The sequence below is a fragment of the Acinetobacter sp. WCHAc060006 genome (assembly GCF_004209135.1).
Classification (GTDB): Bacteria; Pseudomonadota; Gammaproteobacteria; order Pseudomonadales; family Moraxellaceae; genus Acinetobacter; species Acinetobacter cumulans.
Genome location: NZ_SGSS01000002.1, coordinates 190,573 through 211,936 on the forward strand (window position 1 = coordinate 190,573; position 21,364 = coordinate 211,936).

A 21,364-nucleotide genomic window follows, 5' to 3' on the forward strand; every position below is an offset into this window, starting at 1 on the left:
CCCAAAAACAAGATTTTGCTAAAATATAGTCCTACAAAATAAACTGAGTACAAATGGATGTCTAAAACTCGCGTAATTTATCCGGGTACATTTGATCCCATTACCAATGGTCATATCGATTTAGTGACACGTGCAGCCCGCATGTTTGATGAAGTTGTGGTTGCAATTGCGATTGGGCATCATAAAAATCCGGTATTTAGTTTGGAAGAACGTGTCGAGTTGGCAAAGGATTCTTTGAGCCATTTGAACAATGTTGAATTTGTAGGATTTGATGGTTTGCTGGTGAATTTTTTTCATGAGCAAAATGCCACAGCGGTATTGCGCGGTTTACGCGCCGTATCGGATTTTGAGTATGAGTTTCAATTGGCCAACATGAACCGTCAATTAGACCCACACTTTGAAGCGGTGTTTTTAACACCATCTGAACAGTATTCATTTATTTCAAGTACTTTGGTACGTGAAATTGCTCGCTTACAAGGTGATGTAACGAAATTTGTTCCTGCAAATGTCGAAGCTGCCTTTAAGCGCAAACTTAAACAAGGCTGGTAGAGTGTCTTTATATATCACCGATGAATGCATCAATTGTGATGTTTGCGAACCTGTATGCCCCAATGAGGCAATATTTATGGGGGAAGTCATTTATGAAATTAACCCTAATTTATGTACAGAGTGCGTCGGGCATCATGATAAACCGCAATGCCAATTGTTTTGTCCTGTCGACTGTATTCCGCTTGATCCCAATCATGCGGAAACGCCGGATGAGCTATTTGCAAAGTATGAAAAACTGACTGCTCAAAAAACATCAAGCAATTAGTTCAAATTTTTGCTAAGATGCGCCTCGAAGTGAGCCAGACGATCGCTGCTGTGGAAATCTCCGTGATTGAAGCAGGGGAGGAAAGTCCGGGCTTCATAGGGCAAGGTGCCAGGTAACGCCTGGGCGGTGTAAACCGACGGCAAGTGCAGCAGAGAGAAGACCGCCTTCATTATGTTTTCGAGCAATCGGAATCGGAGGTAAGGGTGAAAGGGTGCGGTAAGAGCGCACCGCATGGCTGGTAACAGTTCATGGCGAGGTAAACCCCACCGGAAGCAAGACCAAATAGGGATCCAATAGGCATGGCCCATGCTGGATCCGGGTAGGTCGCTTGAGCGTATGAGTGATTGTGCGCCTAGAGGAATGATCGTTCTAGACAGAACCCGGCTTATCGGCTCACTTCAACAAATTTTGATCAATTAAGCGCATTAGGTACTTGACGTACCGTGGATAAAACCACATAATGCGCGCACAGTTTAAGGCTATGTAGCTCAGTTGGTTAGAGCACCGCACTCATAATGCGGGGGTCACAAGTTCAAGTCTCGTCATAGCCACCATATTCTGAAAAAACCCGCTCCGATTGAGCGGGTTTTTTTATGTTTAAAATAATGAGTGTGATTATAATAATTGAAATGTAAGAGAATGAATTCTAAAAAATGCCTAAACATGATGAAATTGGTAAATGGTTTAAAAAGAATATAGGGAGTTGTCTTTCGTGGGCAATAACTTTTGCATGGCTTATTTTTATTTATTTTAAAATTCATAATGGGATATTGCCTACAAACTTAAATGAATTCGGTGATTTTATTGCGGGAGCTTTTGCACCTTTGGCATTTTTTTGGTTGGTAAGAGGATTTTATCAACAGGGTAAAGGACTTGAGCAAAATTCTGAGGCTCTAAATATGCAAGCAATAGAACTAAAGAAAACAACTGAAGCTTTGGAATTGCAGGTGCAAGAAATGAAAGCTTCAGTTGAGCAACAGTCAAGATTAGCTAGGGTGTATGAAGAGGAGCTTCAGCAGAAGCATTTTCAGGTTCAACCATACTTTGAATACAGTTTTCAGTTAACAGATAACTTTCTTCATGATGAACCTATTTGTGATGACGATGGAAATGTAATCGATCATTATAAAGATAGAGTTATCAAGTTTACTTTGAATATTAAAAATATAGGTGGAACTTCTAGAAATTTATTTATAAAACATCGTAAGGACCAACCATATCTTCAACAAACACAATATAAATTGGAACACGCAGATATCATGACTATATTATTTGATGTTGACGGTCAAATGGCCCAGGAACTAAATGATGGAATAGAGGATTTAACAAGAACATTTAGAATTAGATATCAAGATATATATGGCAAGCAATACGAGAATTATATTGCTTGTGATGTAATTACCTATATTGATGACGAAACAGGCCAGGTTTATTTACAACCAAACCTAAAAATACTTAGTCAAAGCCAAGCTTTAAACCATACAGTTTAAAAAAGAATGAATAGCTAATAATCTAAAGTTAAAAAATCGGATAACTCCTTAATTTCAGCCGTCTGCAACTGCTCACGCATCTTTAAAAACTGCTTTTCATCGATATCATAAATTTTAAGGGAAAGCAGTTTTTCGATATCTTCTTGTGGGAAGCGGTATTTAATAATTTTGGCAGGTACACCACCGACAACAGCATAAGGTGGCACATCTTTGGTCACGACTGCACCTGTAGCAACGACAGCACCTTCACCGAGTGTCACGCCTTGCATAATCATGGCGCGCGAGCCAATCCAGCAACCATCGCCAATGATTGTATCGCCAGCAGGTACAAAACTACGCGTATCGAATGGAAAAGCTGAAATCCAGTCCGTACGGTGCAATTGATTGCCACCCATCATAATCACGCACTCTGCGCCAAAACAGACAAAATTACCGATATGTAGCTGATCAATTGGTTTATCTACAGTTGAAGGCTTGTCATGCAAATAACGCACGACACAGCGCTCAAAGCCCTGATCCCAGTAAGCTGAGTAATAGCTGTAATTGCCCTTAATATGAATATTGGGGTTTTTAACTGTTTTAGAGATAAACTCAAATTCACACCAATGATTCACAGGAGAATTAATCAATTTTTCAGACATACAATTTAAAAAGCTAAACAAGTGCAGTGCTATTTTATATCACTGGGTGCAAAAGTCTAAATAAACTGTAAACGGATTAAATGTGCTGCATCTGTATGACGCATTCCATTCTTACGCCATGCGAGATAACGCTCTGTAATATCTTTTCCAGATAAATCTTCTACAACAAGATAGCCCAAATCCCACATTAAGTCGTGCAGTTGTTGTGTATTAAAAAAACCAATGATTGGTTCATTGAGTAAGTGTGTCACTTGACTGAGTAACATGGTGCCAAGGCGTTCAATACCCTGTAAATTTTGATATGGCACCGAATAATCAAACACAAGTTCACTGTCAATGGCGGCGCAACTTGCCAGATCTTTTAAAGTACTGAGTGTTGTTTCTGGTTTAAGATAATGTGTTGTGCCTAGCCAAGAAAAATGTGCAATTTGATTGGCATCGTAGCTACTTTTTCCAAGTGCCTCACTGAGTTTTTCTTGTTCAAAATTAATGGGCACAAATTCGACATTCTCTGGAATTTTTCCATGTTCGCTTAAAATCTTAATTTTCAGTGCTTGAGTATCTGGATGATCAACTTCGTAAATTTTGACATCAGGGTATTTGGCTGCAGCACGTAAAGCAAAAGAATCTAGGCCAGCGTCAATCATCACATATTGTTTTACGCCACGATCGAGCGCTTCGAATAGCCAGTCCTCACTATAAGCCGAACGTAATGCAACTTGTGTGACCAGCAAATCCCATGCGTGTCGTACGGGCGATGTTTTTAATAGTCGCATGAGCGCCTTATTTGAAAGTATAAATCTCCATGCGGGACTGGTCATGTTGATAGCATAAGCATCATGAAATAACGGTCGCTGATTGCTAAGGTTGTCGTAAGCGCGAATAGCGGCTGCTGCTTGAGCGGTATTGCTGGCACGTCCAGTTTTCATAATGCATGCACACTTCAATTATTTTAATTCGATGTGATTACACTAATAGAATGCGCAAAATTTGCAATGACAATAATGATTTAAACATTTGAATGTTGTTGCAAGTTGGCAAGTAAGTATTTTCAAATGGCAATAAAAAACCCCTCTAAAGAGGGGCTTCAATGGTGAATCATTTCAATTAAGAAAGGTATTCAACTTTAACAACTTCATATTCAACTTCACCATTTGGTGTTTGAATTTTTGCTTCGTCGCCTTCATTTTTACCCAAAAGACCACGTGCAATCGGTGAGTTCACAGAGATTTTATTAATTTTAAAATCAGCTTCGTCATCACCAACAATACGGTAAGTTTTTTGTTCTTCAGTGTCTAGGTTTTCAATCGTCACTGTTACACCAAATACGACACGACCGTTTTGCTCAAGGTCTTTTACATCAACAACTTGGCATGCACCTAGTTTGCCTTCGATGTCTTGAATACGACCTTCACAGAAACCTTGTTGCTCACGGGCTGCATGATATTCTGCATTTTCTTTTAAGTCACCGTGTTCGCGTGCTTCAGCAATAGAAGCAGTAATACGTGGGCGATCCACAGTTTTAAGTTGGTGTAATTCTTTCTCTAAGGCAATTTTGCCTTCAGGAGTCATAGGATAACGTTGCATGGTTGTCCCTCAAAAAATTGTCAAAAAGACAAAGTATATAAATGAAAAAAGCCCGCCACCAAGAAGGTGACGGGACTTCTCGGTAGCTTAATTAACCTTTGGTAAGGTCTTGCAAGCGGTATACATCCATTGGCAATTTAATTGCTAGGGCTTGGCATACAGCATCTGCACCGTTTAATGTAGTGGTGTTGTACACTTTACCTTGGAGTGCTGAACGGCGGATAGAGAATGAATCCTCTTGTGCCTTTTTACCTTCAGTCGTGTTGATCACAAGGTGGATTTCGCCGTTTTTAATACGGTCCACAATGTTAGGACGACCTTCAGTGACTTTATTCACGCGCTCACATTCAAGACCAGCTTCACTGATAACGTTAAATGTACCATCAGTCGCAAGAATCTTGAAGCCTAAATCAATAAGTTGTTTCGCAATGCCTGCAGCACGTGGCTTGTCTGAATCACGCACTGAAATAAATGCATGTTTCACTTCACCTTCAGTTGGTAGGCCAGGTAAACGTTCGTTTGCACCTAAAACAGCTTTGTAGAATGCTTCACCAAATGTTTTACCCACACCCATTACTTCACCTGTAGATTTCATCTCAGGTCCAAGAATTGGGTCAACGCCAGGGAACTTGTTGAATGGGAACACTGCTTCTTTTACAGAGAAGTGCTCAGGGATAATCTCTGCAGTGAATCCTTGAGATTCTAGAGATTGACCTGCCATACAACGTGCAGCCACTTTCGCTAAAGATTCGCCGATGCACTTAGATACGAATGGAACAGTACGTGATGCACGTGGGTTCACTTCTAAGATGTAAACGTCATTACCTTTAACAGCAAACTGTACGTTCATCAAACCAATTACGCCAAGCTCTTTCGCCATTGCAATTGTTTGACGGCGCATTTCGTCCTGTACTTCTTTAGATAAAGAGTAAGGAGGGATAGAACATGCAGAGTCACCAGAGTGAATACCAGCTTGTTCGATGTGCTGCATGATACCGCCGATCACAACGTCTTTACCGTCAGATACGCAGTCTACGTCAACTTCGATTGCGTCATCTAGGAAACGGTCAAGAAGTACTGGCGCTTCGTTTGATGCTTGAACCGCATCACGTAAGTAGCGTTTTAATTCTTCGTCGTTGTAAACGATTTCCATTGCACGACCACCCAATACATAAGAAGGGCGTACTACAAGTGGATAACCAACTTTCGCAGCTTCAGCCATACCTTCTTCAGCAGATTTTACGATGCTGTTGTTTGGTTGGCGAAGTTGTAGACGTTGAATCATTTGTTGGAAACGTTCACGGTCTTCTGCACGGTCAATCGCGTCAGGTGAGGTACCAATAATTGGCGCACCAGCTTCTTCCAAAGCACGAGCCAATTTTAAAGGTGTTTGACCACCGTACTGTACGATAATGCCTTTAGGCTTCTCGATACGCACGATTTCAAGTACATCTTCAAGTGTAATTGGTTCGAAGTACAAACGATCTGATGTGTCGTAATCTGTAGAAACAGTTTCAGGGTTACAGTTCACCATGATTGTTTCATAGCCGTCATCACGCATAGCAAGCGCTGCGTGTACACAGCAGTAATCGAATTCGATACCTTGACCAATACGGTTAGGACCGCCACCAATTACCATGATCTTGTCACGAGTTGAAGGATTTGCTTCACATTCTTCATCGTAAGTTGAGTACATGTAAGCTGTGTCAGATTCGAATTCTGCAGCACATGTATCCACACGTTTGTAAACTGGCGTTACGCCCAAGTTCCAACGGTGTTTACGGAATTGTTTTTGTGAAATGCCCATCAAGTTCGCAATGCGAAGATCTGATAAACCTTTACGTTTGAATGAACGGATGTTGTCCGCGTTCAAATCACCAAAACCTAAAGTTTTGATTTGGTTTTCAGATTTGATGATGTCTTCGATTTGGATTAAGAACCAACGGTCGATATTGGTTGCAGCAAATACTTCGTCTAGTGTGAAACCATGACGGAATGCATCGCCTACATACCAAATACGCTCAGGACCTGGAACTTTAAGCTCTTGTAAGATTTTCTCACGCGCGCCCTCAGAACCCACTTCGATTTTTTCGTCAAAACCACAAGCGCCAACTTCAAGACCACGAAGGGCTTTTTGTACAGACTCTTGGAAGTTACGACCAATCGCCATCACTTCACCTACAGATTTCATCTGAGTTGTAAGCGTTGCGTCAGCTTGTGAGAATTTTTCGAAGTTGAAACGTGGAATCTTTGTTACAACGTAGTCGATCGCAGGTTCGAACGAAGCAGGAGTTGTACCGCCAGTGATGTCATTTTTCAATTCATCAAGGGTATAGCCAACAGCCAATTTCGCAGCGATTTTTGCAATTGGGAAGCCAGTTGCTTTAGATGCAAGGGCAGATGAACGAGAAACACGTGGGTTCATCTCGATCACAACCATACGGCCGTCTTTCGGGTTGATACCAAACTGAACGTTAGAACCGCCAGTTTCAACACCAATTTCACGAAGTACAGCTAAAGATGCATTACGGAGTAATTGGAATTCTTTGTCTGTTAATGTTTGTGCAGGAGCAACAGTGATTGAGTCACCTGTGTGCACGCCCATTGGGTCAAAGTTTTCAATGGTACATACAATGATACAGTTGTCGTTTTTGTCACGAACAACTTCCATTTCGTATTCTTTCCAACCAATTAACGATTCATCGATCAATAATTGTTTAGTCGGAGAAAGATCGAAACCGCGTTCACAGATTTCAATGAACTCTTCACGGTTGTAAGCGATACCACCACCTGAACCACCCATCGTGAATGATGGACGGATAATTACAGGGAAGCCGAAACGTGCTTGGATTTCCAAAGCGTGTTCCATGCTTTCTGCAACGTCAGCACGTGGGCATTCCAAACCGATTTTGCGCATTGCGATATCGAAAAGTTTACGGTCTTCCGCTTTTTCGATTGCTTCTTTGGTCGCGCCAATCAATTCAACATTGTATTTTTCTAAAATACCGTGCTCATCAAGTGCAAGCGCACAGTTCAATGCAGTTTGACCACCCATTGTAGGAAGAACAGCATCTGGGCGTTCTTTCTCAATGATTGCAGCTACAGTTTGCCAAGTGATTGGCTCGATGTAAGTGGCGTCTGCCATAGCAGGGTCAGTCATAATCGTAGCAGGGTTCGAGTTTACAAGAATAACTCGGTAACCTTCTTCACGAAGCGCTTTACACGCTTGAGCACCTGAGTAGTCAAACTCACATGCCTGACCGATGACAATCGGACCAGCACCAATAATTAAGATGCTTTTAATGTCAGTACGTTTAGCCATGATGCTTCCTTAATTACTTCTTAGATGCTTCGATAAGTTCGATGAAATGATCGAACAATGGTGCGCAGTCATGTGGACCAGGGCTTGCTTCAGGGTGACCTTGGAAACTGAACGCAGGTTTGTCTGTACGATGAATCCCTTGAAGAGTTTGGTCGAACAGTGATTTGTGCGTAGCTTTAAGGTTTGCAGGAAGAGTTTCTGCATCCACTGCGAAGCCGTGGTTTTGCGAAGTAATCATCACTGTGCCAGTTTCAATGTTCTGTACAGGATGGTTGGCACCGTGGTGACCGTGAGGCATTTTCACAGTCTTAGCACCGCTTGCAAGTGCAAGAATTTGGTGACCCAAGCAAATACCAAATACAGGTACGTTGCGAGCGTCTTCTACAATTGTTTTTACAGCTTCAATTGCGTAGTCACATGCAGCTGGATCGCCGGGGCCGTTCGATAAGAACACGCCATCTGGATTCAACGCAAGTACGTCAGCAGCAGGAGTTTGCGCAGGCACGACAGTCAATTTACAACCGCGGTCTGCGAGCATACGCAAGATGTTGGTTTTGACACCGTAATCGTATGCAACAACATGGAATTTAAGTTCAGGCTGAGAAAAGCCTTTGCCAAGTGTCCAAGAGCCTTCAGACCATTCAAAGCCTTCAGGGTCGCAACATTCTTTTGCGAGGTCTAAACCATTTAAACCACCAAAAGCGCGTGCTTTTTCTAATGCTTGTTCTTCAGTGATATTTTCACCAGCAAGAATACAGCCGTTTTGCGCGCCTTTGTCACGTAAGATACGTGTTAATCGTCGGGTATCGATATCCGCAATGGCAACAACATTATGTTCTTTTAAGTATTCACCTAATGACTGCGTAGATCGGAAGTTGCTATGCAATAAAGGTAGGTCACGAATGATCAATCCGTTGGCCCATACTTTATGAATTCGACCTGACTCAGCGTCTTCATCATTACAACCTGTATTACCGATATGTGGGTAAGTTAGGGTTACAAGTTGTTGTGCATAACTTGGGTCAGTCAAAATTTCTTGATAGCCAGTCATGGCAGTGTTGAAAACGACTTCACCAGTCGTACTACCCGATGCACCAATAGAAGTACCTTTAAAGATAGTTCCGTCGGCAAGGGCTAAAATTGCTGGGGTGCTCAAACCAAAGCTCCTGAAATTTAGGCTGTAAAAAAGCGAGAAGACGAAAAAAAAGGAAGGTTACTTTAAAACCTACCCTCCCTATGTCTGCTCGCTTGAACTTAACACGGCATTATACGCAGGAACCCCTTGAAAGTCCATTCTAAAAGTCGTGAATATATGAGATAAAGCGCTTGCATTTCTTTAAAAAGTTTGTTTTTGCTGTTTGTCAAAAAATGTAAGCAATTAATTATTGTCTGACAAATCATAAATTAAAATTTATCAACAATCGCTAATATGTAGTTTCATGAATAACTATAGGTATAACAATCATGGCAACTCAAGAAAAAGCAAGTACAGAGAAAACGACCCTGAAGGCTATTGCAACAGAGGGTGCTGATAAGCTTGAAAAAGTGGCGAAAGAAGCAACTGAACAAGCTGTAGAGGCAGTTGTAGATAGTAAAGAAAAACTTCAGGAAGAAGCGAAAGTGCTGAATGCAAATGTGCAAGGTCAACTACAGCAATTGAAACAAGACATTTTGCAAAAAATTGAATTGTTAAAAAGTCATTTTGGTACATCGCAAAAAGATTTCACTGAGTTGAAAACATTTGTCAAAACTGAATTTAATGCTGTATTAGATGATTTATCTAAATTAGGTAAAGAATTGAAAGCAGATGTCTCTGAAATTTCAGGTAAGCACAAAGAGCAAATTACGGAAACGTTTAAGCGCTCAAAAGAGCATACGCTAGAAGCATGGAAAAAAGTGAATCCAGTTAAAGCAGATGCTCAAGATTCAACGTTAAAAAACTAAATATTTCAGCTGAAGTTCACTTGAAAGGGAAATTTACTGAGTAATGAATACACATAAGTAAACTCAAGTGGGTGTTTAGTATAAAAAATGGGTAGGGCAGGGACTGCCCATTTTTTTTGTCTTAATTTGGATTTTTGAATTTAGCCTAGTTGTTGTGTTAGTTCTGAGTTTGGCTATGCGTGCAAAATTTAAGGTAAAACAAATAAAGAAATAAGTTGTCGTTGAATGACGATTAACATGAGTGAAGTATTTGTTATTAAAGCTAAGTTCTAGGCGAAAAAAATGAGGCTAATCGCCTCATTTTTTTGTGCTTTTGATGGACATCAAAATTGATGTAGCCAGTCGCGCTTGTTATGAAAATCTGCTTGTGGGCTACTATGTTGCATTGCGTAATACTGTTCACCTTGTGAGGTTTGGAGTACTGCGCTTAGACCAATATAAAGATCGCTCCACTTTAATTTATGAACCAGCATAAATTCGGTCAGATCAAGACTGACATTTAATCCGTAATGCGTGCGCTTTAATTGGTTCAGCTCAATATCATACGCTGCTTGCGGCGGCATATTTTCCGGATAGCGGTATTCTTCAAACTGATAGGCTTGCCATGCTTCGGAAGGAGAAAGATTGATTTCACGGTAATAGTCTTCACCGTGTACACCAATAAAAATCTCGAAGCAGGTCTGTTCCCATAGAAAGTCACGGCGCGGATTAGATGCAGCAGCTTCTGGCCATTGGATCAGTTGATTAGGGTCACGTATCCAAAAACCTGTGTTTAAGGTAAACGGACTTTGTTGTTCAATTGCACCAACTACAGAAATCGCTTGAAACCGGCGATCAAAGGCACTGAGTTCGAAACTAGCCATACAGGGAGATTAGTTTGACAAATGTGCGTGACGAACAAGATTTGAAAGTTTTGGATTTTGCTTTGGTGCTTTTTTGTAAAGCAATGCAATTTTACCAATTGTTTGTACAACTTCAGCACCAGACACTGCAGCCACTTCAGCAATAAGCGTAGCACGTGCTTCACGGTCTTCAGCTACAATTTTAACTTTAATCAGTTCGTGGTCGTTAAGCGCGCGGTTTAATTCTTCAGTTACGCCTTCAGATAAGCCTTTGTCGCCAAGCATTACAACAGGATTTAATGCATGACCAATTTGACGTAAGCGTTTACGTTCTTGAATAGATAAAGCCGCCATAAGTATAACCTAAATTTTAAAACGGCTTAGTATAACAAAAGTGAGATTGAAACGCTGTAAATTCTATGCAATTTATCGATGTAATTTATTGGAAAAACATGTGTTGGATAATGATTTATATACACATGCATACTGCAAAAAGTGTGTTTTTCACGTACAATAAAATATTAGAAGTTATTTTTATTTAGAGAGTTATGGCGACGCGCATTACCAACCAAAAGTTATCTAAAAGTAGTCGTGATTGGATGCGAGAGCATTTAGATGATCCTTTTGTGAAAAAAGCACAAAAGGAAGGCTATCGTGCTCGTGCAGCTTACAAGCTTCTAGAAATGCAAGAAAAATATAAGCTTATTAAGCCGGGCATGGTCGTTGTAGACTTAGGTGCTGCACCAGGCAGTTGGTCGCAAATTGCGGGTAAATTGGTTGGTGAAAAAGGCTTAGTTATTGCTTCAGATATTTTGGAAATGGATGCATTGCCCGATGTTACTTTCTTGCAAGGTGACTTCCGTGAGCAAGAAGTGTTCGATAAATTGTTAAATATTTTAAATGGACGCAAAGTTGACGTTGTAATTTCTGATATGGCCCCCAATACATCAGGTAATAAGGCCGTAGATCAGCCACGTCAAATTTATCTTTGTGAGCTTGCGCTTGATTTTGCGAACAAAGTACTTGGTCCAAATGGTCAATTTGTTGTTAAGGTTTTCCAAGGCACAGGTTTTGATGAGTTTCGTAAGCAGATCGTAGACAGTTTTGATGTATTAAAAACTGCTAAACCTGCTGCATCGCGTGCTCGATCTAAAGAAGTATTTTTAGTCGGGCAGGGGCGTAAGAAAGCTTTGAAATAAAGTTTACTTGCCAATGCGTTAAAAATTGTGCATTTTGTACGGTTTACATTATTGCTTGCTGATCTGCAGCGTTAAATTAGGGTCACCCAGTATTGGGCATGATCAAATTAGATTGAAATGGGAATAAAGCTTTGAGCGATCTTTTTAAGAATGCCGTGTTGTGGCTTGTCATACTGGGTGTGCTGGTGCTTATCTTCAGCAACGTCAGTGACCGCAATCAGCCGACAGCGCTGAATTATTCAGAGTTTGTTGCAGCGGTGAATGCTGGTCAAATTAAACGCGTCACTATTGATGGTGAAAGAATCCGTGGTGAAAAATCAAACGGTTCTGAGTTTGAAAGCATTCGCCCAGCGGTTCAAGATCCTGAACTGATGCCGAATTTGATTAAAAATAACGTTGTTGTTGAAGGTACTGCACCTCAGCGTCAAGGTTTATTGATGCAACTTTTAATTGCAAGCTTCCCAGTATTGTTAATCATTTTGTTATTCATGTTCTTTATGCGGAATATGGGTGGCGGTGCTGGTGGCAAAAATGGTCCGATGAGCTTTGGTAAGTCTAAGGCCAAAATGCTGACAGAAGATCAAATTAAAGTAACATTTACCGATGTTGCTGGCTGTGATGAAGCGAAGCAAGAAGTTGTTGAAATTGTTGATTTCTTAAAAGATCCTGCAAAATTTAAACGCTTAGGTGCAACAATTCCTAAAGGCGTGTTGATGGTTGGTCCTCCGGGTACAGGTAAAACTTTACTTGCGAAAGCCATTGCGGGTGAAGCCAAAGTTCCATTCTTTAGTATTTCTGGTTCTGACTTTGTTGAAATGTTCGTGGGTGTGGGTGCGTCTCGTGTACGTGATATGTTCGAACAAGCAAAACGCCATGCACCATGTATCATCTTCATCGATGAGATTGATGCAGTCGGTCGTCATCGTGGTTCGGGTACAGGTGGTGGTCACGATGAGCGTGAACAAACACTGAACCAAATGTTGGTAGAAATGGACGGCTTTGAAGGTAATGAAGGTATTATCGTGATTGCTGCCACTAACCGTGCAGACGTTCTCGATAAAGCTTTACTGCGTCCAGGTCGTTTTGACCGTCAAGTGATGGTGGGCTTACCAGACATTAAAGGCCGTGAACAAATTTTAAATGTTCACTTGAAGAAATTGCCATCAACAACTGGTGTTGACGTTAAAGTATTAGCTCGTGGTACACCAGGATTCTCTGGTGCGCAATTGGCGAACCTTGTAAACGAAGCTGCATTATTTGCTGCTCGTCGTAATAAAAACACTGTCGATATGCATGATTTTGAAGATGCAAAAGACAAGCTTTATATGGGCCCTGAGCGTAAATCGATGGTACTTCGTGAAGAAGAGCGTCGTGCAACGGCTTATCATGAAGCAGGCCATGCAATTGTTGCGGAAATTTTACCAGGTACTGACCCTGTACATAAAGTAACGATCATGCCACGTGGTTGGGCATTGGGTGTGACTTGGCAGTTACCAGAGCATGACCAAACGAGCCATTACAAAGACAAAATGTTGAATGAACTTTCTATTTTGTTTGGTGGTCGTATTGCGGAAGAAGTCTTCATTAATCAAATGTCGACTGGTGCTTCAAATGACTTTGAGCGTGCAACTAAAATGGCACGTGCAATGGTAACGAAGTACGGTATGTCTGATAAATTAGGCGTTATGGTTTACGAAGATGATTCTCAACAGTCGTTTATGGGAAGCATTGGTAGCCGTACGATTTCTGAAGCAACGCAACAACAAGTAGATGCTGAAGTTCGTCGTATTATTGATGAGCAGTACCGTGTAGCTCGCAATATTCTTGAAAACAACATGGATATTGCACATGCAATGGTGAAAGCTTTACTTGAGTGGGAAACGATTGATCGCGAACAAATTCGTGACATTATGGAAGGTCGTGAGCCTCAACCACCTAAAGTATATGTAGCAGAAAATCCTGTGATTGATGTTACGCCTACAGATGGTCCAGCTACGCCACCGCCGTTACCTGCAAATTAATGCATTAACTGCGTAAGTTTAAAAAAGAGTCTCAATGAGGCTCTTTTTTGTTTTTGGGTTAGCACAATTGCGCCTTCACATACACAAAATTGATAACATAGTCAGATTCATGTAGGAGATGTTGTATGCGCTTAATGCCTTTACCAAATAAAATCTTAAAGTGTGGCAAATTGACATTAGATCTGTCGACACCACATGTGATGGGGATTTTAAATGTGACACCAGATTCATTTAGTGATGGCGGGCAACACAATGGTAAAGATGAAGCGGTAGCACGTGCAAAGCAAATGATTGCCGAAGGGGCAACAGTCATTGATGTAGGGGGCGAATCAACCCGACCAGGTGCATCTGTAGTTGCTATCGAAGAAGAAATCCGACGCGTGGTACCAGTAGTAGAAGAATTAGCAAAATTAGGTGTGGTGATCTCAATTGATACCTCTTCACCAGAAGTGATATCTGCAGCTGTAAATGCTGGAGCACATATTTGGAATGATGTACGTGCCTTAACTCGTCCACAAGCATTAGAAACTGCAGCTCGCTTAGACATACCCGTGATTATTATGCACATGCGTGGTGAACCAACCACGATGAATCATTTGGATCAATATAATGATGTGACTACGGATGTCATGGCGGAAATCTTACAGCGAGTACAAGATGCTCTAGATGCAGGTGTAAAAGCTGAAAATATCATGATTGATCCAGGCTTTGGTTTTGCTAAAAATGCCCAGCAGAATTTAAAATTATTAAAAGAGTTATATCAGCTGAATGTACTGGGTTATCCAATTTTGTCAGCGTTGTCGCGTAAACGTTTTATTGGTGAAGCTGTGGGGGCTGTGGATGCAAAAGACCGTGCAGTTGGATCTGTAGCAGCACATTTGATGAGTATTCAGCAGGGTGCTTGTATGGTGCGCGCGCACGATGTAAAAGCCACTAAAGATGCAATTTTAGTGTGGAATGCTATGCGTTCGGCCGAAGACTAAACATAACATGACACAGGAGGTAAATCTTGTGGTATGAAATTTTAAGCGGTTTCATTTGGCGAAATTTAATCAATATGGTATATAAGCTCGCTTAATGTGTTTGTATTGAGAACCTGTATGTTTGCAGATCTTCTTCTCCCGATGTTTGACGATGATTATTACCCAGATATCTTGGTTGCTGAAGTTAAACAATTGATTGTCCTGTTTGCTAAAAAAGTCGCTAAAGCGAATCTTTCTGAAACTGATATTTATCAATTTGCCAATGAAACAATTTCACTGGTGAATAAGATGAAACCTCAGTTTGAAGATTTGGACTCTTCACTTGATGATACGGCTGCTGATTATATTGCTGAAGCAATGATGATGGCTGTACAAGAGGAAGGGTATATGGATATTGAAATGGAAGAGTTGGTTGCAAATAGAGAGTGGTAAGCCACTCTCTTGTTGTATCTGGCTATTGGATTTTTTAGTGATTGAGTCTTAGGAGTCGCTTAGTAAATTAATCAGTGGTTGGTTGAGGTGAGGCGTTCAGAAATCTTTCTGCAATTTTAAGTACTGATAAGTTGTAGTGATCATTTTTATTTCAGTCTATACACGTAAATCTAGCTAAAAATTTTATGTCTCAGCATGATTTTTATTAACTGTAATTTATCTGACTTAAGCTTAGAGCTGGGTGCGAATTTCGAGCTTTATTGTTTGATGGTTGTATGGTTAACGTTGAGGATGTATTTTCTCATGGTATGACGGCACATTGATCACAATAAATCTTCATATTGGGTTTTAGTTAAAAACAGAGAAATGAAGATCTAGAGGGTTGAGAAAGTTTTAATTATTTTTTGATGAGATATTTTTATTAAATTTTAGACATAAAAAAACCAGCTTAAAGCTGGATTCTTTATTTGTACCATCGTTTCTATAGTAGAAGGATGGTGCCCGAGGCCAGACTCGAACTGGCACGACTTGAAGGTCGGGGGATTTTAAATCCCCTGTGTCTACCGATTTCACCACTCGGGCATGAGCGCAATAATAGAGGAGCAAATGTAACTTGGCAAGCATAAATAACATTAATTGCTTTATTTTCAAGCAAAACATAAGTTTATGTCTAAAAAAAAACCAAAAATAGCCATTAAGTATGAAAATTAATCAAATATTCATGTGTTTGAGATGAAATTGAAATACGGATTTCTTATTTTGCTTAAAAAAGGAAATCTTTATGAAACCAATTTTAAATCGACGTGAATTGATTCAGCGTGCATTGGCTGGAGTGAGTGCGGTGTCATTGCCTATCGGTTTAACCGCCTGTGGCAGTGATGATGCATCTGACGCATCTAATACAATTGCATTACAATTTTTGCATGGGGTTGCAAGTGGGGATCCGCTCCAAGATAGAGTCATTCTTTGGACGCGGGTAACGGTCGCTGATGTAAATTTACGTTTGGAACTAGATTGGGAAATTGCCACAGACTCCGAATTTAAAAATATACAAAATCGTGGTAAGGCCCAAACCAGCAGTGCAGATGACTTTACCGTGAAAGTAGATGCCGATAAATTAAAAGCCAATCAAAATTATTATTATCGTTTTAAATTTGGTGCTGTCATTTCAGCTGTGGGGCGTACCAAGACTTTAGCTGAGCCGTCTACAGCGCTCGAGCAAGTCCGTTTTGCTGTGTGCTCGTGCTCAAATTATCCAGCGGGTTATTTTCACGTGTATAAAGAAATGGCCACGCTTGATGTCGATGCAGTCTTACATCTAGGCGATTATATTTATGAATATGGCCAAGGTGGCTATGCGACAGAAGATGCTAAAGCATTAGGTCGTGAGTTTGCATCTGACAATAGTCAAGAAATTCTCAACCTCAATGACTACCGTAAACGCTATGCCTTGTATCGTTTAGATCCAGATTTACAAGCTTTACATCAGCGCCATCCTTTTGTTGTTATTTGGGACGATCATGAGCTAAGTAACGATACATGGTTAGATGGTGCAGAAAACCATCAAGCCAATGAAGGCAGTTTTGCCGAACGGAAAGCTGCCGCTTTGCAAGCCTATTTTGAATGGATGCCAATTCGAGCTAAAAGCGCTGAAGATCATTTACATATTTACCGTCAGTTTAATTATGGCAATTTAGTGCAACTAAATATGCTAGATACACGCATACTAGCGCGTAGCGAACAGCTTGATTATGCAAACTATATGACAGCAGTAGGTGGCTTAGAGAGTGCAAAATTTACCTCTGATTTGTATAACAGTTCTCGTACTTTAATGGGTGCTGAACAATTCGCATGGTTAAACACGTCGCTTGCTAATTCTCAAGCAAAATGGAATGTACTAGGCCAGCAGGTTTTAATGGCTAAAATGCTGATACCCGCAGAAGTATTAACTATTTTAGCAAAAGTGCAAAGTGGTGTGGCTGGTGCTACAGAGCTAGCAGCAATTAAGCAGATGATTACAGAATTATCTGCAATTAAAATCCAGTATTTAACAGATCCATCTAAATTGACAACACAGCAATTGACACGGATTCAAACGGTATTGCCTTATAATTTAGATGCTTGGGATGGCTATGCCTATGAGCGTGAAGCGTTGTATGGCATGTTACAAAAGCTGAAAAAGCAAGTGGTGGTATTGGCTGGAGATACACACAATGCTTGGTATTCGACCTTGTATGCACAAAATGGCCAGCAAGCAGGTCTAGAGTTGGCAACCAGTTCTGTGTCATCTCCAGGGATGGAAAAATATTTGCAAATTAGCCCAACAGATTTACACAGCTTTGAGCAAGCATTTGCTTTATTGATTGATGAATTGCAATATTGTAATTTGAGTCAACGTGGTTATTTACTTGTAGAGTTTAAGCAAACTGCTGTAAATGCAAATTGGGTTTTTGTTGATACGGTAAAAAATAAAAACTACCAAATAGACTCAACAACAGCGAAAGCCGTATCTTTCGACTCAAACTTCAAAACTGTTGTGACGGTTGCAAATAGTGCTTAGACAGTTGTAAAGAGCACTTAGATGTTAAAACTAAAAACTGGGCATGTTGCCCAGTTTTTTATTTGCTCATTTCTTCTAAATAAGCATCGATATCAATATGTTTAATGCTTTTACATAGTTTATGTTCAAAATGTAGGGTTTCTAAATGTAAGTCCTGCATTTGTTTTAGTTGTTGTGTAAGGGTAGTGTACTGAGCAGATTGGCTTTTGCAAAAGCGCAAACGGAGTTTGGTTTTTAATATCTGCTTATAGGTCCAATAATTGACGCGACGTATTTCTTGTAAGCAAAAATAACCAGTAGTTTCACAATCTGAACGGAATAAATTTTCTTTGTAAAATTTAACAAAGCCAAAGCTTAGCGCAAAGAAAAACAGCAAAGCTTGTAAAAAAGAACTTTCGATATAAGCAATATTGATAGCTTGTATAATAATCAGCACAGTGAGCTTAATGGGGGTATGGCGCACTTGCTTATACAATGAAATTGAGCTGTGCTTCATTTGCTTAATAATCAGTGGGCATATCAGCATAAAAAAAAGCATGATAGCAAGTACAGCAAGGCCTTCAGCGCGAAACTCACTCCAATTGGGTAATGTCTTTTGCAAAAAATCTCCGAGTACCATGCTACTCGAAACAAAAATCATAGCTGCCAATAACCATGGCAAAAGCTCTTTGATTTCATCAATTAAGCCTTTGGTTTTAATGAGGCTATAAAATAGAAAATTACGCTTAAAGGCTGCAGGATACTGTGATTTTAATTGTTCTAGATACTGTAAAGCCTGTGGAATTTTAAGCATGGAAAGAATAAACGATTTAAAGACGCTTCAATATAAAACAATTTTTACACGGATGAGCAATTTTTTATTCGCCAATTGAATTATCTAGGCTAAAAAGCAAAATGCAATGAAAGATATTTCCCTTTTTATAAGCTGAATATGAGAAAATACTGCTTTAAGAATTTTTGTAAAGGCAGTGTATGGCTGGTCAATCTCCTGAATCTTTAAGCGATATCGAAATTTTAGATATTTTAACATCGATGAAAAGTGATGTTTTAAATACTGAGGCTGCGCAAATTATCCGTAATGGGGGTAAAGCAGGCCGTCAAGAATCGCATAAGCAGGCATTGGTCGCACTCAACCAGTCTTTTGAAGATAAATTTGTTGAAGCGGTAACTTTGGCTTTAAATCTTAATGAAGCACAAAGTAAAAAAATTCGTTATAAAAAAGACCGTATCCGTATTTTAAAAGTACGTGGTATTGATTATATGGCTGTAGATGGTGCTGAAACAGCTCAGGTGTTGTCACAAGTTGCTCAAGCTATTCTGCGTGAAGACGCAACAGTAACGCATGATTTGCATAATATTTTCCCATTCTGGAAAGAAGGCTGGCCAATGGTTCAGTTTGATAATGCCTATGCTATTTTAGAAGATGATATTTCAATTCATTATCAAGCACTTTTGGATGCGTTAATCAGTAAACACTGATATGTATGTAGCCACAAAAAAAGCGCCTTTTGGCGCTTTTTTTGTGGTTATTTTTGAATAATGTACAGAATATATCGCGTTTAGCTAATGGATGAATAAAACGGGAACATGCCAAAAACTAAGCCAGATACCAGCATAACCAAACAAGTGATAATGGCCCAAAGAATCGTAAAGCGTTGATGTTGACCAAATTCAATCCCTGCTAAGCCACAGAGTAAATAAGTTGAAGGAACCAGCGGCGAAAGTAGGTGTACGGGTTGCCCGACAATGGATGCACGTGCCATTTCGACAGGTTCAATACCATAGTGCATGGCAGCATCAGATAAAATTGACAGTACCCCATAATAAAATGCATCATTCGACATAAAAAAGGTCATAGGCATACTAATGACCGCTGTAATAGGTGCTAAGTAGGGGCCCATGCTGGTTGGAATAATGGCGACCAATTCTTTAGACATTGCTTCGACCATACCTGTACCAGCCAAAATGCCAGTAAAAATGCCTGCAGCAAAAATAATCCCTACGACATTAAGCGCACTTCCTGCATGGTGTGCGACCAATTGTTTTTGCATCTCAATTTGGCGGTAATTAACTACCAGTGCAATACATAATGCCACCATAAATAAAATAGGCATAGGTAGTACATTCATGACTAAACAAACCATGAGTGCAACAGTAAGCAAGCCATTAAACCAACGTAGATGTGCACGATTTGCTTCGGGATTTGTCGAAATTTGGATATTGTCGCCATGGCTAATATCGAGTTCTATAACGCCTAAGCGTTTACGTTCCATACGGCCATACATATAACCTAAGAAATACACCCAAGCTATTGCAAACAGCATGGGTAAAACCATCGGAATGAAGACATCGCTAGGATCAACATGTAAAGCACTGGCTGCACGTGCGGTAGGACCACCCCACGGTGTTAAGTTCATAATGCCACTCGAGAGCATCATCAGGCAGGCCATAATTAGTGGGCTCATATCGAGACGACGATACAAGGGAAGCATGGCTGCCACACAAATCATATAAGTTGTTGAGCCATCACCATCTAGCGACACAATAATAGTAAGGGTAATGGTACCTAAGACAACTTTGAGCGGATCACCTTTAACCAAACGTAAAATAAACTTAACTGAGGGATCAAATAATCCTGTATCAATCATAATGGCAAAATACAGAATCGCGAATAACAGCATAATCCCCGTTGGCGCTAATTTTTTAACGCCTTCAAGCATCATTTCGCCAATTTCATGAATTTGAATATGAGCAAGGCTGTCGAAATAAAAACCCATTAACCATGCAAGAAGTGCAAACAATAGGGGAATTAGGGTGAGTGCGACGAGTGGACTCATTCGGCGAGACATAATCAAATACATAAAGCAGATGATCATGCCAAGGCCAAGTAGCGTTAACATGGTTTTTCAATCCTTTGAGTTTTTATTCATGAGGGCTTTCAAAGCGTTCATGGAGGATATAAAAAAAACAACAGGGGCAAAACTATGTAATTAAAATGTGAATTTCATCATTATTTTTTGAAAAAATAAAATTAATAAAACAAAAGCTTAGTTGATTGAAAAATCATGTGATTGAGGCTGTGGAATTTTATAATGTAAGTCATTGTAATTTAAATAAACACAACCATAAGTGCTTTGATGTAGTTTGGTAACTAAGATGGATGATGTTGTGGCTACATAAAGCATCTTAATAGCTAATCATGCAGCCAAAAACGAAAGATAAAGCGAATAGGAAACATAAACAGACGCCACCAAAAGATGAGTGGATCAAAGAGCATTGAATCCCAGCCCATTTGCATCGTTTGGTCGTAATTTCTGCGCTTTCGACTGTTATGACTTGGAACGACTAACCAAGAACAAATAAATAGGATTACCGCAAAAATTAAATATAAGGGTTGGGGCTGAACCGCAAAAAAGCGGTAAATTAAATACACTGCAGAATAAAAACTAAAGCAGGCGATTAAAGCATGTATCGACATGAGGTAAATCCGTTATTTTTTATTGTTTTGTCTTTTATGGTTGAAGTTGTA

At 40.1% G+C, this 21,364-nt stretch carries 20 protein-coding genes, 2 tRNA genes and 1 other RNA gene; 12 read left to right on the top strand and 11 right to left on the bottom strand.

Translation table 11 applies throughout. From position 1 onward, the window contains the following. Positions 1-57 precede the first annotated feature (57 nt). The 5 genes from coaD (at position 58) to EXE29_RS17680 (ending at position 2,304) form a co-directional block, all read left to right on the top strand. Entirely contained in the window at positions 58-549 is a 492-nt protein-coding gene (gene coaD / locus EXE29_RS02530; protein ID WP_106984528.1) for a pantetheine-phosphate adenylyltransferase, read from the top strand. 1 nt (position 550) lies between these two features. Then, positions 551-814, top strand: a complete 264-nt coding sequence (locus tag EXE29_RS02535; protein WP_120363784.1) for a YfhL family 4Fe-4S dicluster ferredoxin — start codon at positions 551-553, stop codon at positions 812-814. A 26-nt stretch (positions 815-840) separates the two neighbouring features. Continuing rightward, positions 841-1,218, top strand: an RNA gene (gene rnpB / locus EXE29_RS02540) — RNase P RNA component class A. 73 nt (positions 1,219-1,291) lie between these two features. After that, positions 1,292-1,368 (top strand) — tRNA-Met (locus tag EXE29_RS02545). 99 nt (positions 1,369-1,467) lie between these two features. Next, a complete protein-coding gene (locus EXE29_RS17680; protein WP_228198698.1) occupies positions 1,468-2,304 on the top strand; it encodes a hypothetical protein in 837 nt (278 codons plus the stop codon). A 14-nt stretch (positions 2,305-2,318) separates the two neighbouring features. On the opposite strand, the gene EXE29_RS02555 is transcribed toward EXE29_RS17680, so the two are convergent. The 5 genes from EXE29_RS02555 to carA form a co-directional block, all read right to left on the bottom strand. Further along, on the bottom strand, positions 2,319-2,945 hold the full coding sequence (locus EXE29_RS02555; protein WP_120363783.1) for a CatB-related O-acetyltransferase: 627 nt from the start codon (positions 2,943-2,945) through the stop codon (positions 2,319-2,321). A 56-nt stretch (positions 2,946-3,001) separates the two neighbouring features. Next, positions 3,002-3,874, bottom strand: a complete 873-nt coding sequence (locus tag EXE29_RS02560) for a class I SAM-dependent methyltransferase (protein ID WP_120363782.1) — start codon at positions 3,872-3,874, stop codon at positions 3,002-3,004. Positions 3,875-4,052: 178 nt separating this feature from the next. After that, positions 4,053-4,532 carry a transcription elongation factor GreA gene (greA, locus tag EXE29_RS02565; RefSeq protein ID WP_106984533.1) on the bottom strand — a complete coding sequence of 160 codons (480 nt, stop codon included), beginning with the start codon at positions 4,530-4,532 and terminating at the stop codon, positions 4,053-4,055. A 91-nt stretch (positions 4,533-4,623) separates the two neighbouring features. Then, positions 4,624-7,854, bottom strand: a complete 3,231-nt coding sequence (gene carB / locus EXE29_RS02570; protein WP_106984534.1) for a carbamoyl-phosphate synthase large subunit — start codon at positions 7,852-7,854, stop codon at positions 4,624-4,626. Positions 7,855-7,867: 13 nt separating this feature from the next. Beyond that, entirely contained in the window at positions 7,868-9,010 is a 1,143-nt protein-coding gene (gene carA / locus EXE29_RS02575) for a glutamine-hydrolyzing carbamoyl-phosphate synthase small subunit (protein WP_106984535.1), read from the bottom strand. A gap of 308 nt (positions 9,011-9,318) precedes the next feature. Between carA and EXE29_RS02580 the strand changes: the two genes are divergently transcribed. Continuing rightward, a complete protein-coding gene (locus EXE29_RS02580) occupies positions 9,319-9,798 on the top strand; it encodes a hypothetical protein (protein ID WP_120363781.1) in 480 nt (159 codons plus the stop codon). Between the two features lie 323 nt (positions 9,799-10,121). Here the strand turns inward: EXE29_RS02580 and EXE29_RS02585 are convergent, their stop codons facing one another. Beyond that, on the bottom strand, positions 10,122-10,661 hold the full coding sequence (locus tag EXE29_RS02585) for a DOMON-like domain-containing protein (RefSeq protein WP_120363780.1): 540 nt from the start codon (positions 10,659-10,661) through the stop codon (positions 10,122-10,124). A 9-nt stretch (positions 10,662-10,670) separates the two neighbouring features. After that, positions 10,671-10,994 carry a YhbY family RNA-binding protein gene (locus EXE29_RS02590; protein ID WP_120363779.1) on the bottom strand — a complete coding sequence of 108 codons (324 nt, stop codon included), beginning with the start codon at positions 10,992-10,994 and terminating at the stop codon, positions 10,671-10,673. 194 nt (positions 10,995-11,188) lie between these two features. On the opposite strand from EXE29_RS02590, the gene rlmE reads away from it, so the two are divergent. From rlmE to EXE29_RS02610, 4 genes are all read left to right on the top strand, one after another. Next, entirely contained in the window at positions 11,189-11,839 is a 651-nt protein-coding gene (gene rlmE, locus EXE29_RS02595) for a 23S rRNA (uridine(2552)-2'-O)-methyltransferase RlmE (protein ID WP_106984539.1), read from the top strand. Positions 11,840-11,970: 131 nt separating this feature from the next. Next, the gene (gene ftsH / locus EXE29_RS02600; RefSeq protein WP_120363778.1) at positions 11,971-13,860 is read left to right on the top strand and encodes an ATP-dependent zinc metalloprotease FtsH; all 1,890 of its coding nucleotides are present in this window, start codon (positions 11,971-11,973) and stop codon (positions 13,858-13,860) included. Between the two features lie 125 nt (positions 13,861-13,985). Beyond that, complete coding sequence (gene folP, locus EXE29_RS02605) at positions 13,986-14,843, top strand: dihydropteroate synthase (RefSeq protein WP_106984541.1); 858 nt, start codon at positions 13,986-13,988, stop codon at positions 14,841-14,843. A 117-nt stretch (positions 14,844-14,960) separates the two neighbouring features. Continuing rightward, positions 14,961-15,275: a DUF5713 family protein gene (locus EXE29_RS02610; protein ID WP_106984542.1), complete on the top strand. Its 315-nt coding sequence runs from the start codon at positions 14,961-14,963 to the stop codon at positions 15,273-15,275. 495 nt (positions 15,276-15,770) lie between these two features. Here EXE29_RS02610 and EXE29_RS02615 read toward each other — a convergent pair. Next, positions 15,771-15,857: transfer RNA gene (locus tag EXE29_RS02615), tRNA-Leu, on the bottom strand. A 199-nt stretch (positions 15,858-16,056) separates the two neighbouring features. Here EXE29_RS02615 and EXE29_RS02620 point away from each other — a divergent pair. Further along, positions 16,057-17,835, top strand: a complete 1,779-nt coding sequence (locus tag EXE29_RS02620; protein WP_120363777.1) for an alkaline phosphatase D family protein — start codon at positions 16,057-16,059, stop codon at positions 17,833-17,835. Positions 17,836-17,893: 58 nt separating this feature from the next. On the opposite strand, the gene EXE29_RS02625 is transcribed toward EXE29_RS02620, so the two are convergent. Continuing rightward, positions 17,894-18,628 (bottom strand): hypothetical protein, encoded by a 735-nt coding sequence (locus EXE29_RS02625; RefSeq protein ID WP_106984544.1) that lies wholly within the window; start codon positions 18,626-18,628, stop codon positions 17,894-17,896. Positions 18,629-18,807: 179 nt separating this feature from the next. Here EXE29_RS02625 and EXE29_RS02630 point away from each other — a divergent pair, with 179 nt between their 5' ends. Then, complete coding sequence (locus EXE29_RS02630; RefSeq protein WP_106984545.1) at positions 18,808-19,314, top strand: hypothetical protein; 507 nt, start codon at positions 18,808-18,810, stop codon at positions 19,312-19,314. An 80-nt stretch (positions 19,315-19,394) separates the two neighbouring features. Here the strand turns inward: EXE29_RS02630 and EXE29_RS02635 are convergent, their stop codons facing one another. Both EXE29_RS02635 and EXE29_RS02640 read right to left on the bottom strand, forming a co-directional pair. Next, a complete protein-coding gene (locus tag EXE29_RS02635; protein ID WP_120363776.1) occupies positions 19,395-20,735 on the bottom strand; it encodes a CitMHS family transporter in 1,341 nt (446 codons plus the stop codon). Between the two features lie 293 nt (positions 20,736-21,028). Continuing rightward, the gene (locus tag EXE29_RS02640) at positions 21,029-21,313 is read right to left on the bottom strand and encodes a hypothetical protein (protein ID WP_106984547.1); all 285 of its coding nucleotides are present in this window, start codon (positions 21,311-21,313) and stop codon (positions 21,029-21,031) included. Positions 21,314-21,364 lie beyond the last annotated feature (51 nt).

Coding starts and splice junctions, on each gene's coding strand:
- EXE29_RS02630 (WP_106984545.1), top strand. CDS start 18,808: ATGGCTGGTCAATCTCCTGAATCTTTAAGCGATATCGAAATTTTAGAT.
- carB (WP_106984534.1), bottom strand. CDS start 7,854: ATGGCTAAACGTACTGACATTAAAAGCATCTTAATTATTGGTGCTGGT.
- EXE29_RS02620 (WP_120363777.1), top strand. CDS start 16,057: ATGAAACCAATTTTAAATCGACGTGAATTGATTCAGCGTGCATTGGCT.
- EXE29_RS02590 (WP_120363779.1), bottom strand. CDS start 10,994: ATGGCGGCTTTATCTATTCAAGAACGTAAACGCTTACGTCAAATTGGT.
- EXE29_RS17680 (WP_228198698.1), top strand. CDS start 1,468: ATGCCTAAACATGATGAAATTGGTAAATGGTTTAAAAAGAATATAGGG.
- EXE29_RS02625 (WP_106984544.1), bottom strand. CDS start 18,628: ATGCTTAAAATTCCACAGGCTTTACAGTATCTAGAACAATTAAAATCA.
- EXE29_RS02635 (WP_120363776.1), bottom strand. CDS start 20,735: ATGTTAACGCTACTTGGCCTTGGCATGATCATCTGCTTTATGTATTTG.
- EXE29_RS02560 (WP_120363782.1), bottom strand. CDS start 3,874: ATGAAAACTGGACGTGCCAGCAATACCGCTCAAGCAGCAGCCGCTATT.
- EXE29_RS02555 (WP_120363783.1), bottom strand. CDS start 2,945: ATGTCTGAAAAATTGATTAATTCTCCTGTGAATCATTGGTGTGAATTT.
- EXE29_RS02585 (WP_120363780.1), bottom strand. CDS start 10,661: ATGGCTAGTTTCGAACTCAGTGCCTTTGATCGCCGGTTTCAAGCGATT.
- EXE29_RS02640 (WP_106984547.1), bottom strand. CDS start 21,313: ATGTCGATACATGCTTTAATCGCCTGCTTTAGTTTTTATTCTGCAGTG.
- greA (WP_106984533.1), bottom strand. CDS start 4,532: ATGCAACGTTATCCTATGACTCCTGAAGGCAAAATTGCCTTAGAGAAA.
- coaD (WP_106984528.1), top strand. CDS start 58: ATGTCTAAAACTCGCGTAATTTATCCGGGTACATTTGATCCCATTACC.
- EXE29_RS02580 (WP_120363781.1), top strand. CDS start 9,319: ATGGCAACTCAAGAAAAAGCAAGTACAGAGAAAACGACCCTGAAGGCT.
- rlmE (WP_106984539.1), top strand. CDS start 11,189: ATGGCGACGCGCATTACCAACCAAAAGTTATCTAAAAGTAGTCGTGAT.
- folP (WP_106984541.1), top strand. CDS start 13,986: ATGCGCTTAATGCCTTTACCAAATAAAATCTTAAAGTGTGGCAAATTG.
- EXE29_RS02610 (WP_106984542.1), top strand. CDS start 14,961: ATGTTTGCAGATCTTCTTCTCCCGATGTTTGACGATGATTATTACCCA.